Source organism: Niastella koreensis GR20-10 (assembly GCF_000246855.1).
Taxonomy (GTDB): Bacteria; Bacteroidota; Bacteroidia; order Chitinophagales; family Chitinophagaceae; genus Niastella; species Niastella koreensis.
The window spans coordinates 4,189,122-4,204,342 of sequence record NC_016609.1 but is presented as its reverse complement, the minus strand read 5'-3'; the positions used below and the strand labels follow the sequence as shown (position 1 = coordinate 4,204,342).

The window sequence follows — 15,221 nt, the reverse complement described above, 5'->3', positions numbered from 1 at the left end:
TGTTGCAATATATTTGCGGCTAATTTTCATATATGCCGGTGTTTTTATTTTCGCTGGTGTCCAGTTCAATCTTTGGCGGTAATAGCTTATACACTACCGGCGTAACTACGCGTGACAAAATAGTTGAGCTTATTAAGCCGCCGATCAGAACAAGAGCCAGGGGTGAAATGAGCGGGTTTGAACTCAACGCTATAGGGAGCATTCCGCAGATAGCAGTGATTGAGGTCAGAACTACCGGAAGAAACCTTATTTCACCGGCCTTTTCAATGGCCGCTACTAATGGTATGCCCTGTCGGCGAAGTTGATTGGTGAAATCGACCAAAAGGATCGAATTCTTAACCTCGACACCGGCAAGGCCAATGAAACCGATAATCGTTACATATGACATCGGGTAGCCGGTAAGGAACAAAATGAGCGCGCCACCCACTACCCCCAATGGGATCACCGACAGTACGATAAGCAGGCCTTTAAAAGTCTTAAATTGAAGAATCAACGCTACAACGAACAAGAATAACGTAGCAATCACTACAGTAATAAATCCTCTGTTCAATGTGTCATCTTCACTTTCGGCTTGTCCCGCAAGTTTGTAATAATACCCGGGAGGCATTTTGATGGCATTTAGTTTGGGGACAATTGTCGGCAGGATATCGTTTGCCAGCACACCCAGGCTTGTGGCCGCGGTAACCTTGGCGAAACGGTTCTTGTTGAACCTGTTGATCAGCGTAGGTGAGCTTTCAAAGGTAAGTTGAGCGACCTGGTTTAAAGGAACGGGCAAACCCGAAGATCCGGAAACATAGATATCGTGGAAAACATTTAACGTCGCGAACTTATCCTTCGGCGCTTCCACGATAATGTTATAGTCGTCATTGTTTTCGTCAGTGAATGAGCCAACATTCAGTCCGGCAACACCAAGGCGAACAGTTCGGTCAATGTCAGCAGTCTGTATGCCAAGGGCCCGGGCTTTTTCCCTGTTGATCTGTACCTTAATATCCGACTTCAACGAACCCAGATCATTGTTGACATTAACAATCCCATTACTGTGCAGCAATATTTGTTCGACCTGTTGGGTGAGTTTCCCGAGCGAGTCTATATTGTCTCCAAATACCCGAACGGAAATCGGTGCTTCTATTGGTGGCCCCTGTACAAAATTACTTACCTCTACCTTAGCCCACGGAAAATTTCGGAATTGCTTCCGTACGTCTTCAATGATCTTGTTTTTTTCTGTAGCTTTTGTATCATCCTTTAACAGAACAAATATCTCGGCGAAATCGGCCTTCTCCTGCTGCTGATAGATATTATAGTATATCCGGGGGTTACCTTTCCCAACATTGCTCGTCAGGTATTTGATGTATGGTTTATGTACCAGGCTATCTTCCACCATCTTCGTGATCCGGTTCGTTTCATAAATATTGCTTTGAACAGATGGCTTGATGTCAATAATGAACATCGGCTTTTCCGAGTCGGGGAATAATATAAATCCAATTTGCCTGAAAAGGCCGAATGAACTTACAAATAGTAAAAGGGCTATTAAAAGGGTAACTTTAGGCCACTTAAGCGCTTTATCCAAAAGCGGGGCATAGGTTTTATGGATCACATTTTTTAAACCCCGCATAAAAATATTCTCTTTATTCAGTTTTGACTTTAAGAACCTGCTCGCTAAAAAAGGCACCAGGGTTAGCGATACGAGTAGCGATGCGATGACAGACATAATGATTGCCAGGGGTAATCCCCTGGTGAATTCCCCTGGGCCTCCCGGCAGGAACACGAGCGGCAGAAATGCAATGATCAGCGTTGCCGTACAACCCAAAACAGCCATGCCGATCTGTTTGGTGGCCAGCACTGCGGTTTCTTTTGCGCTATGGCCCTCATGCAGCCACCGTTCGATATTTTCAACCACAACGATGCTGTCATCAACGAGCAGGCTCAGTGCTACGATAAGCCCGACTATACTAAATTGGTTAAGAGAGATATTCAAATAGCTTAACCCGACCAATCCCAATGACAGTGACAGTGGAATAGCCACCATGACGATCAATGCCGGCCTTATTCCAAGGGGCAAAAGGGTAATGAGTACGAGTACTATTGCGATCAGGAAATCTTTACCCAGCCCGTTTAGCCGGTAAGCAACATTGTCAGCCTGATCAAATACTTTAATTAATCTAACGCTGGCGGGCAACTTTTCCGTGTAAGCGGCGATCACCGGCAGGTATTTTTTCTGGGCGACCGCTATATTCGAACCGCTTTTCAGGCAGGCCGAAACCAGCACGCATCTATGCCCGTTTACCCTCGTAATGTACTTTTCATCTTCATAGTTAAAACGAACATCCGCAATATCCTTTAGCAACACGATTTTTCCGTTCGCATTGTAAACAACGGTTCCGGCAATATCATCGACACTTTTGTATTTGCCATTTGTTTTAATATCGTATGACTTCGTATTGATATTGATGCTGCCGCCGGGTGTGTTAACGGCTTCGCCCTGAAGCGTGCCCACGACGGTATTCAGCGGAATGTTCAGCTTAGCCATTTTTGAAAGATTAAGGTCTATCCTTACGATCTGTTCAGGGAAACCCGAATACGCTACATTCTTAAGTTCAGGTATTTTCTCAAGTTCTTTTTTTAGTTTATCGGCCTGGTCTCGTAGAACTTTGTAAGAGGCATTTTCAGAGGCCAGTCCTAGTTGGAGAATGTTTACCTCCGTGGGGTCCATCTTTTTTATTTCGATCTTATAAAGGTCCGGCGGCAGATCGCCACGAAGACTGTTTATTTCCCTGACCACATCCTGGTATTTGATCTCCCAGTCAGTACTGTACTTAAAAAGAATATTAGTAACGGAAAGACCATCTTGTACGGTTGATGTCAGTTTATCTACGTCATCGAGGTCGTATAACTTTTTTTCAATTGGTTTCACAACCAATTCCTCCATGCTTTTGGAGTTGGTCCCGGGATAAACGACATTGATAAAATATGCCGGCGGCCGAATTTCTGCGTCCTCAGCACGAGGCATAGTTAAAATGGTCACCAGCCCGATGACCGCAGCCATAAGTGACATCACCAGGGTAAATTGATAGTTTTTAACTGAATATGCTGTGATCTTCATATGGCTATTTTGCTATGGCTATTTTAGATTTTTCATTAAGGAATGCTTCGTTTGATACGATTACTGCATCTCCTTCCTTAATTCCCGACCTGACAATCACATTTTTTTCGTTGAATGTTCCGATCAGGATATCGATTTTCTTTAAAGAATGATCGTCTTCCGCCAGATAAACCTGCGCATGTTCTCCATTTACCTGTATCAGGGCCTCATATGGAATCGTATACTCCTTTATTGGCTTGCTGGGTGCGATGACCGCTTTCCCGAACATACCCACCGCGGGGGTTTGACTATTAAAATTTACTTTAATATCGACCAGAAATGACCCACCCGATTTGTCGGCGGATATAGATTTACGATACACGTACCCGGTAAAAGTCTTATTTGCAAAAGCGTCAAGCTGAACAGACGCTTTTTGACCGGTGTTGATCGTCGCCCATTGCTCATCGGTAACTCCAACCCTCAACAAAAAATCGTTGCTCCCCGAAGCCTCATCAACCGTAAGCACCGGGATGCCGGGGCCAGTGACCTCGCCCTCATTGCCTAATTTAGCCGTAACAAATCCGTTGGCCTCTGCATTGATACAGGCATATTGCAGATCAAAGGCAATCGCATCTAAAGTTCTTTTAGCGACCTCAAACGCGGTCTTAGCGTTTTGCATTTGCTCAAGTGTAACTACGCTGTCTTTGTATAAATTGCTTGCGCGTTCATAATCCCGCTGAGTTTTCTCAACTGATAGCTTTGCCTGTTCCAGTTGGGAACTGATCTCGGTCATTTTAAGGGCAGCTAATAACTGTCCTTTTTTTACGAACTCCCCTTCCTTTACGTAAATCCGATCAATTACGCCGCTTGTTTTAAACGACAACTTAGCTTCATTTTCCGTAGCAAGCAGTCCGTCGACTTTTATGGAATCCCTTATCTCTTCCGTGCTTACTTTAACCACTTTCACCGTAGTGAGATTATCATCCGTGGAAGTGACAACTTTTTTTTCCTTCTGTCCACAAGACACCAGGGCTGCGGATAAGGCTAAGGCAGTGGTAATTTTTTTGATTTTCATTTTACTTTTACTTTTGATGTTTCGGTTTGTCTTTCATACTCAGCCAACTGGGCCAGGGCGTTATATCGTGCAATGTTTAATTTTAATGATGCATCTGTTAGCTGGTCCCTGGCATCGATGAACTCAATCAGGGAGTTCGATCCTTCATTGTAACCCTTGTCGATCAAATTGAAATAAGCCCTGGCGGCGTTTAGTTGCAACTCAGTTGCCTGGACTTCGGCGATGGCCGTCACCAAATTATTCCTGGCAGATAAAGCGGCAACCTGCAATTGCTTGCTCAACTGGTCTTTTTGCTGAAAGAGTGAAGATTGTTCCAACTGCGCCAGTTTGATATTGTTCCTGTTTCGTCCCCCGCTGAATATGGGGATGCTGAGCTGCGTCCCAAATAGATAATAGCGGCTTTGTGTTCCAAATTCGAAATTGGAGGCTTGAGAACCCAAATCCAGAAAGGTATTCACCCTGGGAATATAAAAGCTCTGATTTTGTTTGATGACCGTAGCCGAGAGTTCGATTTCCGTATTGATCTGAATTAATTCACTTCGGTCGGTCGTATTCGGTTCAGTTGCGAGAACCTTGACTACAGAATCAGGAATACCATGGGGTTCGAATATGACGGAGTCGGTCAATGGCCGGTTAATCAGGAAATTCAGGTAATTCCTTGCAGTTACACGAACATTTTCCGCTTCGATTATTTTTGCGGATACATTTTGCTGCTCGCTCTCTGCCCGCAAAACGTTGGCCGGCAAACCTTTACCGTTTTTCTCCAATGACCGGCTCACTTTTAGATTTTGATCAACCAGTTGAAGGGCGCTTTGGTAAATACGTACAGCATCAAGCGAAGAACAGTAACTAAAATAGGCCTGCTTAATTTCCTTCGTCAGTTGCTGACGGTAGATGTTCACTTCATATTCCGCCATCACCAAGATCTTACCGCTGATCTTCTTATTATAATAGAGATCAATGTTGAATAAAGGGTAGGAAATGCGAAAGCGCGCATCATAAAAATTAGTGGGTAGAAATTGCTGGTTCACATTTTTTGCCTGCGGGAATTTCTGGGACGACGTCAACTGGTTAAGGGTAGAGTATACATTATTTAAAAGATCACCTAATGGGAGTTCAATTGACCGCCCTCCCTGCGCAGACAAATAATCCGTGTTGAATGCCAGCGCCGGCTGAAAAAAACTCTTCGCATTCTTAAGCATCAGCAAACTCTGCTCCAGTGAAATATTCTTTTCTTTTAGTACCTGATTATTGATCAGGCCGGAATCAATATACCGGGATAAATAGTCCTGGGAGAAAGCGGGGATGGTGAGAATACTTAAGAGTATACCAAACAGTCTTTTTTTCATGCTTTATTTTCTTTTTTATTGACCAGACACTATCTTTGTAGTGGTTTCAAAATGCAACTGGTTGCAAATATATACAACTAATTGCAAAATGCAACTGGTTGTGAAATAAAATTATTATGGAGAAATACAGGTCTCGTTGCGCCATAAACCTGGCAGTCGAAGTGTTTGGAGATAAGTGGAGCTTGATTATCATTAGGGATATGATGTTCGGGGGCAAGAGGCATTTCCGCGAATTACTTCAATCGGATGAAAAAATCTCGTCTAACATTCTAACCGACAGGCTCAATATGCTTGAACGGGAAGGGGTGATCTCGAAGGATAGCGACCCGGAACATAAACAGAAGATCATTTATCGCCTGACTCAAAAGGGGATTGATCTTTTGCCCATCATCATCCAGGCAGTCATTTGGAGTTTCAAGTATATGCCATTCGATCCTGAGGTTAACCGGCACGCCAAAATGATCGTCGAAGGCGGCCCGGAAGTATTGGAAACGGTTATGCAGCAATTAAGAAAGGAACATCTGAAGAATTAATTGAAATAAAGATTCGCTTGCCTCTCTCTGCAACAAAATGTAAATCCGATACATATCATACCGGACATAACAAAAAGGTGCAACTCATTACTAAAGCCAGTAAAACATCCATAAAAAATAATGTCCTATACACCAGAAATAGAATACAGGTCTTTGACCATCAGCTTTTTCAGGCACCTTTAGGTACTCGCAAAATCTGTTCAAGAATTGACCAAAGGGGATCGCAAGACCAAACCAATGCCCCCGCCGACTTCGGCAGGACATTTTTGTTTGATCTAAAACCCCACCCCGGGGATTATTTAAGCATTTGTGTTCTCATCAAAATTTACGGCTGTTACCGCAACAGAAGATACTGATCCGGGATAAGAACTGCGAGTTTATTTATGCCAAGGACTAATAAAAAATATACCTGCGATTTCCCATTCGTTGCGGAGGTCCTTGAACTTTTGATCCATCTCATTAAACCAGATCTTTCAAAAAGTTCAGCAGTTTTCCTTTTCGCGCGAGACCCAATCGGGCGGGGTGGTGCCGCCTTGGCGAAGCAACAGATTTAGTTGGGCCGCGTGATGCTGGACATGACGCATATTGTACAGTAGAAGTTCGAAGAAGCTGAAACTCCTGTATTCACTCACGAAGTGCGTTTCCAGAAGTTCTTCCGGGTTATTGTTCTGCAGTTGACACTGCAAGCGCTGGCGAGCGTGATGGAGGAAGGCCAGAACCTCCGATTTACCATGTTCCCGTTCCGGCATTTGATCGTCTTCAAATTCCGACAGAGTAAAGGGGGTGGGTGGCCGGTAGTCTTTTTCCATAGGCGTATCGGAAAGATAATAATCCGTCCAGAAAGCCGTATGATAGGCGATATACAAGAATCTCGAAGCATCGTCCCACTGGTCGTCGGGGCAGGCATTGATGGCGTTTTCGAGCATATCCAGGGCTGCGCCGAACTGCTAACCTATTAATTCCGGTATGGTAGACGACATGAGAGGTAATTTTTATTCTGATAGTTTGGTAGTAGAAACGCCGGGGGCTATACGATCCGGGAAGTTACAACATTATACCTGCTGTGATGCTGCCTGAATTGAGCTATTTTCTAACGGCAACAATTGCGCTCGATTTTCTATGCCCGGTGAATCAGACGCCTTGCTTGTAATTATTCTCATAGTTACGAAATTGACAAATTTACCCAATATCCTAAAATATTGATTTGAAGGCAGCCGCACATAAATTTAGTAAACATCGCTGACGGCTACCTGCTGTATTCAAAATATCCTATACACCGAAAATAGGTTGTAAGTCTTTTACTATCAGCGCTTTCACATCATAAAACACCTTTAGATGCTCATAAAATTTGTTCGAGAATTGACCAACGGGATCGCGGAAGCCCTCGGCACTCGCCTAGTTTTTTGCTTAACTATCTTCTTTTTATTGTAAGTCCCGGTCGTCGTTTATCACATGCCCTGATTAATGTCGGAAGATCGCACGCAGCAGCAAGTTGATTGCCCAGTTCAGCAAGTCTCCTGGTGACTGAGTCACCACATCCTTCAGGCGCCCATCGTTCCACTCTATTGTACTTGGCGTGTAGAACGGCTTCTATACTCCATTCCGAACCATCAGTTCCACCATGACATGAGGTGTCTCCTTGGAGACGCCAGAAATTTAGCGAATCGATCGTTCTGAAGACCGATTCCGTCAAGGAATCCGGCACCACTTGCTTGGAGGTAAGAATTAATTGCCCGGTGTGGTATAGCCCCCGACCATCGGTCAACTTGGTTGTGAGGTAAGTCCGGCCAGCTCTTCTTTCCAGAACCAAGCTGTAAGGCAGATCAAAGAAAGAGTAGACTATAAACCTTATCCATTCTCTGCTAGAATCGAGTCGCGTCGTATCAATATACTCCTCTTCCAATGCATAGGGCAGCGGGTCCATATAATATGTGGTATGCAAGTCGGGATACTGATGCCTTATAAACGAACCAAACAATTTCCCACTGTCTTGTCCCACCAATTCGAAATACTTTCCCGATCCCGTAACATATGCAAAACTGTCGACAAAATAGTTTCGCTTCTGCACTTCCGTCCATTGGGAATACGGCTTTGTTTCATTCCGATGACATGACACAAGAAAGAATGCCATTAATCCTAACAACATTAGGTGAAAGGTAGGTTCGCCACAGTGCTTGGTTTCCGTCATTGATGATAATTTTATCCAACGTTATTAATTTTTTACAAGAGTCTACTGATATTAAGATGATTTTTAAAACAAAAAAATGAAATAAAATATGATGATATTGATTTTTTATTAAGGAAGCCTCTTTATAATATATCAAAGTAGTTTATAGACGATAATGTATCAATGTAGCTGGTAAGCGTCTGGGAACAAACTGATTGAAAATTTCGAATAGAGTCATTATACCGAATATGATTACTTTCTATGACGTATTATAATAAAAACAGGCATTTTTCCTTGTTTTTTATTTCATTATTTTGATTCGACTTGAAGCAAATGATTTGAATTATTAAGGCTATATAAATAATAATGTTTTTCAGATACATGGAATGATTTTACATTTTGTCATCCACGTTAGATAAGGAACAAATCATCTGAATGACCTGTTCTTTATCTATTACCCTGGAATAATGTTGTAAAGTTGGAAAATTGTTGTGACAGATGAACAATCAGTATTGACGATGATATTACGCTAACGCAATAATTACAAGAGAATATTTAATTACACTTTGGGCAGTCTGATAAATATTTTAAAAAGATACTAATCCTGTGAGCGTCTATTCAAGATAACCTATTTGATTACTTTCTCTACGTCTTAGGTAAATCTGCGTTATCGAAGCAATATGAATGAAAGTCAACCTGAAATAAGAGGATTCAGGGAAAGTCCTATAATCATTACGTCACTAAAAATGGATTGGACATAAACCTTAGAAGGAACAACACAAATAGTCAAAAAAAATGCCTCTGATTGATAAATGAAATTATTTAACATTTAAGAAATTTATAAATCAAAAGCTTCGCATATACCATACGGGCAAACAAATTTTGTGTTGGGGCTCGATAGTGATGCCGGCCGGAACCATTTGAATTAACCAAATGATTTATAGATCATTTGGATTTGAGGACTTTTTTCGCTCGAATGTTGAATACTATTGCTGTTGTTACTAGAGTATTACTCGTCCGTCTTCTTCTAATGAGTAGTTGTGCGTTAGTAATGCATAATTGAGATTATCGATAAGTAGAGCATTCTGCTGATTTTTCTCCTCCTGTGCTGAGATCGTTTGTTTGTCGAGATTTTGTTTAGCCAGTAAGGTGATAACAGTTTGGTCACGTTCAGCAATGATCATATCCTTTTCAATATGCGCCTGAATCAAATCCTGGTTGGCTTGCTGCAAGCTCATCACCGTTTGCTCAAGCATTGCTATCAGTTGTAGTGCCTCCGATAGCTGCAGTTTGCAATTACTGTTTTTATACGATGAGGAACGTTTCATATAAGCAGATGCAAATAACAAAAGGCAGATTCAAATTAGAATAGGGGTTCCTTGATACTTTACTTCACAAAATAGCGGAGCACCCGGTAAAAATGGAAAGAGTAAAAAAAGGGCTTGACATTTATGCATTTACTATCTATGGATAATTACAGTATCGACTGAATGAAAAGGGGAATTTGTGGTAATTGTTAAATGATGAAAAAGTAACTGCCGCGAATTAATATGAGGTTTTAACCTCTTATGGAATACTATGCGCCATTCAGTACCGGAAATCTAAAGAATCCGTGGAATTTTTTCCACGCCATAAAATTGAGTAGTTAATTCATATAATTTCTACCATTAATTAAAGGATTAATATTCAAATAAATAGATTAATTAAAATTCCATTAATAAATGGTGTACAATTTGCGACATATTATTTTATGGAAAGCTACTACCAGCATTTAGATATGCAATGTTTACTCGATTTGCTGGCTGAGGAAACGGAAAAATATACGAAGGCATTTGCACAAGGGGATTCAACAGAGACTGCCTATTACCGAATAAAGGTAAATAATATAATTGCAGAAATTAATTACCGCAAAGGCGCCTCCATCTCTGAAATTAAGGGTGAAACGCCGTTGGATTCTCCATCTGATACTGCTCCTTCCACGTTATGAAACCATTCCCTGCTTAAAAACGCTTTATTATAATTAGGCGGAAAGGAAAGTGACTTTCCGTTTTTTTATGACTGCTTTACCACAGTTAAATGCCAGGATTGGATAAATATCAGGTGTCCTTTACAAAAAAAATGGAGCTATATTGAAATAAAGCCTGTTTAAATCAATATCCTATGAAAAACCGAATATGCTTATTGCAAAACCTATACCAGTGAAATTTTAATTCTTCATGGTCCTAATTAATCGGAATATGTTTTGCAGAATGCATGCAATATGCCTTTTGTTAAAAAACATATTTGGTTAGCCGAAGACACCGGATGATCATTATCTGTTTTCAAGGCTACTGGATGAGGTTAGTGATTCTAAACTGACCTGGTTTATATCATGTGAAGATTTATTAAAGTATTTGAAAACGAGTAATGGATTTCCTGACATCATCGTTTTAGACATGAATATGCCCAGAATAGATGGCCAAACTTGTTTAAAGACCATAAAAAAGGAGGCATATTGGCACCATATTCCAGTCGTCATACTTTCTACCGGAAATTGCCCAATTGCAATTAAAACTGCTTATGAGGGGGGAGCAATTAAATATTTTGTCAAACCATTTTCAATAGACGATTACCGAAGAATAATACAGGAAATACTGAATATCAAATAGATTTCTTTCTTCAACATTACTACTAAAAAGCACACTTTATTTTACTGAAAAATATTTTAATACAAATGGAATAAAGTTTGTATTAATATTTCCGTTGTTTAAATTAGGAAGTTATCAGTCAAGGGGTTGGATCAATTCCAACTTCTTTGAAAATTATTTCACAAGATGTTGAGTTGTAGTTATGGTTGAAGTTAAATCTGATGAACATACTAAATATCCGAAAATAATTCTCCATATAGATGACGATCAGGATGACCGTTATCTTGTAAGAAAGGTGATCGATAATATCGATCCGTCTATTGTTTTGAGAGAGGCCCAGGATGGCAAAAAGGCAATTGATTTTTTAAACCAAGCCAGGTTATTTGGTGATTTGCCTTGCCTGATTATACTTGATCTCAATATGCCTGTAATGGATGGATATGATACTTACAAAGGTATTAGTAAGGACGAGGTGTTTTCGTCGATTCCCATAGTGATATTTACGACCTCCCGCGATGAGAACGAATTAAAATACTGGGAGGATAAAAATATTGAGATTGTAAGTAAGCCAGCATCTTTTGAAGAATTTACAATGAGTGTAAAAAGAATTTTAGGCTACTTTTCTCCTGTTAAAAACAAGTAATGGCCAGCATGGTTTGTTTTTTATTTAAGCTGCCTGCATGTCTTTATGAGGTTGTGTATAAGTTAGATAGGCGGATTAAGAAGGTACTCATCAACTATATAAATTTCACCTTTCTTTTTTGCCCTTAAAAGCGAAAGGCGACGTAATCAGGTTATCAATGCCATAGACATGGCATCGACTGCTACATATAACCAAGGGAACCTAATAATGCTAAAGTGGTTTTGAATAAAATGCAAATTTTATATTCAATCAACCCAAACTTCAATTTGAATATTATACCCAATATCGAAGTACCTGACAAACTTTTTTGCAAAAGTGCTTTGAGGCAGATCAACATTATCTAAAACCGGAAGTAGTTCAAAGTAATGCTCATCAGTTCTTACTACCTGAAATAAAGTTTCTGCCTTTCTTACAGCAGGATGGAGATATCTTATTTTATCTCCGCTATTAACTCTTTGAGTTGTCGCAAGGGTTTTCCACATAGGATATCAGATTAGGTAAACAGTAACTTAAATTATGATTTACTCTAATGTACAAAAATGACGCCAATAATAAAACTAAAAATGATTATGCGTAAGTAAGTGTAAGACCTTAGGGTATAAGCTAAGCCTGATCTATAGTGGTAGGATAACCGGCTGTTGAAAGAATAATAACAGGGATATGATGAAGCGCCAACTCTTCTTTTATCGATACCAAACAGGTTTGACCATCCATTTTGGGCATATTCAAGTCCAATACTATCAGGCATGGTAAGTTATCACCTGCTTTTAAATATTCTAGTAGATCTTCACACGTTTGAAACCAGGTAAGCTTTACATCGCCATTTAACTCATCGAGGACTTCCGAAAAGAAATAATAGTCATCAGGGTCGTCTTCAGTCAGGCATATATGTTTGATCCCCTCCTTCATAATTGTATGAGAATATCTCTATAAATTTAAAGGCTATTTCTTCTTTAATGTATTCTTAATTGCCTATAAGTACGAAATTTAAGATATGCAATTCATATTCCTTAATCATAAGCTCTTTAGAACAGGGGTTGAAAAAAAAAGGTCAGCCCTTTTCTTTTGGAAGAAAAAGGGCTGAAGTGTATTTTTAATTACCACACTAAAATTACATGGCCAAAGTAAAGACATCTGTAATATTTAAGCAATATTCCCAGCAACAAAGTTTATTACTGCCTCCCTCATTGGAGGAACTGATAGGAGAAAAACATTTGGTTCGTGTGGTGAACGAAGTTGTGGAATCAATGGATATCAGCGACTTAATTAATATGTACCAGGGAGGCGGCACAAGCAGCTATCACCCGCGCATGCTTTTAAAGGTATTAGCGCTGCTTTCTGTAATTACCGAAATGTTGGCCCCGGTATCAAACACGAGGTCGCAGGTATCCGTACCTGTATGAACCAGTAACTGCACCAGCCCAATACTATATGCGTATTTGCCCGGTCAGCCTTGATCTCGGTGCCGGCACTACGGGGCAAACGGTGCAATCTTCCCTGGCAGTTGCAGATAGCCTCTGGCTGGGCTCCGTGTTATTGCGGCATGTTGTTTTCCTGCTGTTGCCCGACGATATGCTTTTTTTAAACAGATCGGCTATCGCCAGCAGGGTATTATTGGCGAACCGGTGATGGCGCAGCTCCGGCAATTGACTTTTTATGGCGATGGCCGGTTGGAAATACCATTGAAACCTGGCAGCACCTGTATTGGCAACCTCGCACTGGACGGCGCTATGCCCGTCGTGGAATATGAAATGGAAGGTCAGCGCCTGCCGTTCCGCTTCGACTGCGGAACGAGCACATCTGTACTGTATGCACCATTTTATCACCGGTTTAAAATTTTGTGACTGCTTATGGCAAACCCTATCGACTCCGTACAGGCGGAGTAGGGGGCACCATCAACACAACTGATGCTTTTAATCTGCTGAACGTAGCCATTAAGGTGGCCAATAAAACATTTACGATACCCGGGATCAATGTCCGTACCACCCAGGTGGGCAGGAACCGGATCTTTTCTACGGTAATATGGGGCTCGCTGTTGTTGCAAAGGAAAAAGATGAAGCTATCTTTAATGGCTATCACTATAAGTATAGGATTTGTACAGAGGAAGAGTTATTCGATCTTTTTCAGATAAGTAAAAAGGGTAGACTTTTATTTGAGTACGTGCAAAGCTCTACTGATAAATTTATAACTATATATGACCTGCAGCAAAAAAAGACTATTTACAGAGATTATGTTGCTATTAGTTATAACCTTAAAAGTAAAGACATTGAAAAGATAAAATAGCTATTTGTCAGCAAATAGATAAACGTCCAATCTCGTCGGGATTATCTGGTTTTATCAGGTTTAAAGATTAAGAAAATCGGTAAGGGGTTCGATTGCACTCTGTTCATCCACGTGAGCGAATGATCAGATCTGATCATTCGCTTATTTCGTTTAATCAAGCTCCTGATTATCTATAATTTATCTCACCGTTTGAGATATAAAATCGGGGTTCGAGTTTTTTTTAGAGAACGATTTTTTTCTGGCTATTAATGCATAGGACCCAATAGTAAGGCAGATTCCAGGGGTTCGATTTCTTTATTAGGTTTAGGTTTGCAAGAATCAGCTATCTTCACAACCGTTATACTAACTATTATTCTCATCTTTAATTAAGTGCAAATTAGATAGAAACGAATGGTGTTTAACAGTCATGGCGGCGCCGGTTATGTCAAGAGTATATTTTCATTTGAGTGGAGAGTAATAAAACATTTTTATCAGTAAATAACTCAATAGTAAAAAGGCATCTTGAAGACCCATTGACTTAGGAAGGTTACGAGAGGTGGATAAAAGCAAAAACAGCAAACCTAGAACAACCAAAGCTGTTCGATAAACTCCTGGAAAACTTCTTAACTTTAAGACATGGCGTTAAAACCTGAGCATAATACTGGTCTTAAAAGCATGGCACACGAAGCGTTGCACGACTTGGTGCATTTTGATCTACGACTGTTTCATACGATACCGGCATTGCTTTTTAAGCCAGGCAAGGTCACTGAAAGATCGTTACATCCCGGTCAGAAGGAATATGTCCGACCTTTCGCGCTGTTCGTTTTTCTGAACTTTTTGTTTTTTATCGTGAAATCTAAAGGGCTTTTTCATTATGCACTGGACAGTTATCGGGGTTACTTTGAACCGCTCATCATGCACAAAGCGGCAGAATTGAAGATTGGCCAGGATTTAATGGCAGAACGGTTTAATATAGCTATGCATTTTGAGCAAAAGGAGTATTTTGTGATTATGGTACCACTGTTCGCGTTGGTTCTGTGGCTGCTGTATGGTCTTAGGCGTGGCAGCTTTGCATTATACCTGGTTTTTGCACTGAATTATTATTCTTTTTTGATCGCCTTCCTGATTCTGGTACCCTGGTTTACCCAACTGTTCTATATAATTCCTGGTGCGGGCGTGGTGATCGAATCAGAATCTTTTCTGATTGGTCTAACCTATTGCACCTGCTGGCTTTATTTAGTATTTGCATTGAAAAGGGTTTACCAAAGCTCCGTATTGCAGAGTATTTTGCGCGGTGCCGCGTTGAGCTTAACCACATTAACGTTGATCGTATTCGTTTACCGCACACTGCTGTTCTTTATCGTGCTACATAGTATTGCAGAATAAATCAGCCGTCTTTAATAGGTATTTAAATATTCTTTTTGGTTTTAGCAACAAACTATCCTTGCAGGACAAACTTTTGATATAACACTGAAAAGAGAGTATA

15 protein-coding genes and 1 pseudogene are annotated in these 15,221 nt (G+C 40.6%); 9 read left to right on the top strand and 7 right to left on the bottom strand.

Annotated features, from left to right (window positions below; all coding sequences use genetic code 11):
* Window positions 1-19 precede the first annotated feature (19 nt).
* From NIAKO_RS16360 to NIAKO_RS16350, 3 genes are read right to left on the bottom strand one after another with little or no spacing between them, the layout of a single operon-like run.
* Window positions 20-3,100, bottom strand: coding sequence for an efflux RND transporter permease subunit (locus tag NIAKO_RS16360; protein WP_014219555.1), 3,081 nt, complete (start codon window positions 3,098-3,100; stop codon window positions 20-22).
* Between the two features lie 4 nt (window positions 3,101-3,104).
* On the bottom strand, window positions 3,105-4,154 hold the full coding sequence (locus NIAKO_RS16355; RefSeq protein WP_014219554.1) for an efflux RND transporter periplasmic adaptor subunit: 1,050 nt from the start codon (window positions 4,152-4,154) through the stop codon (window positions 3,105-3,107).
* The gene (locus NIAKO_RS16350; RefSeq protein ID WP_014219553.1) at window positions 4,151-5,503 is read right to left on the bottom strand and encodes a TolC family protein; all 1,353 of its coding nucleotides are present in this window, start codon (window positions 5,501-5,503) and stop codon (window positions 4,151-4,153) included. The genes NIAKO_RS16355 and NIAKO_RS16350 overlap by 4 nt, the downstream gene beginning before the upstream one ends.
* Window positions 5,504-5,619: 116 nt before the next feature.
* Here NIAKO_RS16350 and NIAKO_RS16345 point away from each other — a divergent pair, with 116 nt between their 5' ends.
* Window positions 5,620-6,036 (top strand): winged helix-turn-helix transcriptional regulator, encoded by a 417-nt coding sequence (locus NIAKO_RS16345; RefSeq protein WP_014219552.1) that lies wholly within the window; start codon window positions 5,620-5,622, stop codon window positions 6,034-6,036.
* A 482-nt stretch (window positions 6,037-6,518) separates the two neighbouring features.
* On the opposite strand, the pseudogene NIAKO_RS16340 reads toward NIAKO_RS16345, so the two are convergent.
* A pseudogene (locus NIAKO_RS16340) lies at window positions 6,519-6,971 on the bottom strand (DinB family protein); the annotation flags it as partial.
* Between the two features lie 2,233 nt (window positions 6,972-9,204).
* Window positions 9,205-9,459: a hypothetical protein gene (locus NIAKO_RS16330; protein ID WP_041346865.1), complete on the bottom strand. Its 255-nt coding sequence runs from the start codon at window positions 9,457-9,459 to the stop codon at window positions 9,205-9,207.
* A gap of 494 nt (window positions 9,460-9,953) precedes the next feature.
* Between NIAKO_RS16330 and NIAKO_RS16325 the strand changes: the two genes are divergently transcribed.
* The 3 genes from NIAKO_RS16325 (at window position 9,954) to NIAKO_RS16315 (ending at window position 11,473) form a co-directional block, all read left to right on the top strand.
* Window positions 9,954-10,190 (top strand): hypothetical protein, encoded by a 237-nt coding sequence (locus tag NIAKO_RS16325; RefSeq protein ID WP_014219547.1) that lies wholly within the window; start codon window positions 9,954-9,956, stop codon window positions 10,188-10,190.
* A 328-nt stretch (window positions 10,191-10,518) separates the two neighbouring features.
* On the top strand, window positions 10,519-10,851 hold the full coding sequence (locus NIAKO_RS16320; RefSeq protein WP_317043756.1) for a response regulator: 333 nt from the start codon (window positions 10,519-10,521) through the stop codon (window positions 10,849-10,851).
* Window positions 10,852-11,032: 181 nt separating this feature from the next.
* A complete protein-coding gene (locus NIAKO_RS16315) occupies window positions 11,033-11,473 on the top strand; it encodes a response regulator (protein WP_014219546.1) in 441 nt (146 codons plus the stop codon).
* A 245-nt stretch (window positions 11,474-11,718) separates the two neighbouring features.
* Here NIAKO_RS16315 and NIAKO_RS16310 read toward each other — a convergent pair whose 3' ends face one another.
* Window positions 11,719-11,955, bottom strand: a complete 237-nt coding sequence (locus NIAKO_RS16310; RefSeq protein ID WP_014219544.1) for a hypothetical protein — start codon at window positions 11,953-11,955, stop codon at window positions 11,719-11,721.
* Between the two features lie 121 nt (window positions 11,956-12,076).
* A complete protein-coding gene (locus NIAKO_RS16305; RefSeq protein WP_014219543.1) occupies window positions 12,077-12,382 on the bottom strand; it encodes a response regulator in 306 nt (101 codons plus the stop codon).
* A gap of 206 nt (window positions 12,383-12,588) precedes the next feature.
* Between NIAKO_RS16305 and NIAKO_RS16300 the strand changes: the two genes are divergently transcribed.
* The 5 genes from NIAKO_RS16300 to NIAKO_RS16280 all read left to right on the top strand — a co-directional run bounded on the left by NIAKO_RS16300 (window position 12,589) and on the right by NIAKO_RS16280 (window position 15,121).
* Entirely contained in the window at window positions 12,589-12,876 is a 288-nt protein-coding gene (locus NIAKO_RS16300) for a transposase (protein WP_049815540.1), read from the top strand.
* Between the two features lie 28 nt (window positions 12,877-12,904).
* Window positions 12,905-13,102: a hypothetical protein gene (locus NIAKO_RS16295; protein ID WP_041346864.1), complete on the top strand. Its 198-nt coding sequence runs from the start codon at window positions 12,905-12,907 to the stop codon at window positions 13,100-13,102.
* Window positions 13,102-13,317 carry a hypothetical protein gene (locus tag NIAKO_RS16290; protein WP_041346862.1) on the top strand — a complete coding sequence of 72 codons (216 nt, stop codon included), beginning with the start codon at window positions 13,102-13,104 and terminating at the stop codon, window positions 13,315-13,317. The genes NIAKO_RS16295 and NIAKO_RS16290 overlap by 1 nt, the downstream gene beginning before the upstream one ends.
* Entirely contained in the window at window positions 13,314-13,604 is a 291-nt protein-coding gene (locus tag NIAKO_RS38555) for a hypothetical protein (protein ID WP_133055285.1), read from the top strand. The genes NIAKO_RS16290 and NIAKO_RS38555 overlap by 4 nt, the downstream gene beginning before the upstream one ends.
* Before the next feature lie 767 nt (window positions 13,605-14,371).
* Window positions 14,372-15,121: a DUF3667 domain-containing protein gene (locus NIAKO_RS16280; RefSeq protein WP_014219541.1), complete on the top strand. Its 750-nt coding sequence runs from the start codon at window positions 14,372-14,374 to the stop codon at window positions 15,119-15,121.
* Window positions 15,122-15,221 lie beyond the last annotated feature (100 nt).

Bases quoted from the DNA above. Each gene is read 5' to 3' on its own strand.
- NIAKO_RS16360 (WP_014219555.1), bottom strand. From the start codon at position 3,100: ATGAAGATCACAGCATATTCAGTTAAAAACTATCAATTTACCCTGGTG.
- NIAKO_RS16355 (WP_014219554.1), bottom strand. From the start codon at position 4,154: ATGAAAATCAAAAAAATTACCACTGCCTTAGCCTTATCCGCAGCCCTG.
- NIAKO_RS16350 (WP_014219553.1), bottom strand. From the start codon at position 5,503: ATGAAAAAAAGACTGTTTGGTATACTCTTAAGTATTCTCACCATCCCC.
- NIAKO_RS16345 (WP_014219552.1), top strand. From the start codon at position 5,620: ATGGAGAAATACAGGTCTCGTTGCGCCATAAACCTGGCAGTCGAAGTG.
- NIAKO_RS16330 (WP_041346865.1), bottom strand. From the start codon at position 9,459: ATGCTTGAGCAAACGGTGATGAGCTTGCAGCAAGCCAACCAGGATTTG.
- NIAKO_RS16325 (WP_014219547.1), top strand. From the start codon at position 9,954: ATGGAAAGCTACTACCAGCATTTAGATATGCAATGTTTACTCGATTTG.
- NIAKO_RS16315 (WP_014219546.1), top strand. From the start codon at position 11,033: ATGGTTGAAGTTAAATCTGATGAACATACTAAATATCCGAAAATAATT.
- NIAKO_RS16310 (WP_014219544.1), bottom strand. From the start codon at position 11,955: ATGTGGAAAACCCTTGCGACAACTCAAAGAGTTAATAGCGGAGATAAA.
- NIAKO_RS16305 (WP_014219543.1), bottom strand. From the start codon at position 12,382: ATGAAGGAGGGGATCAAACATATATGCCTGACTGAAGACGACCCTGAT.
- NIAKO_RS16300 (WP_049815540.1), top strand. From the start codon at position 12,589: ATGGCCAAAGTAAAGACATCTGTAATATTTAAGCAATATTCCCAGCAA.
- NIAKO_RS16295 (WP_041346864.1), top strand. From the start codon at position 12,905: ATGCGTATTTGCCCGGTCAGCCTTGATCTCGGTGCCGGCACTACGGGG.
- NIAKO_RS16290 (WP_041346862.1), top strand. From the start codon at position 13,102: ATGGCGCAGCTCCGGCAATTGACTTTTTATGGCGATGGCCGGTTGGAA.
- NIAKO_RS16280 (WP_014219541.1), top strand. From the start codon at position 14,372: ATGGCGTTAAAACCTGAGCATAATACTGGTCTTAAAAGCATGGCACAC.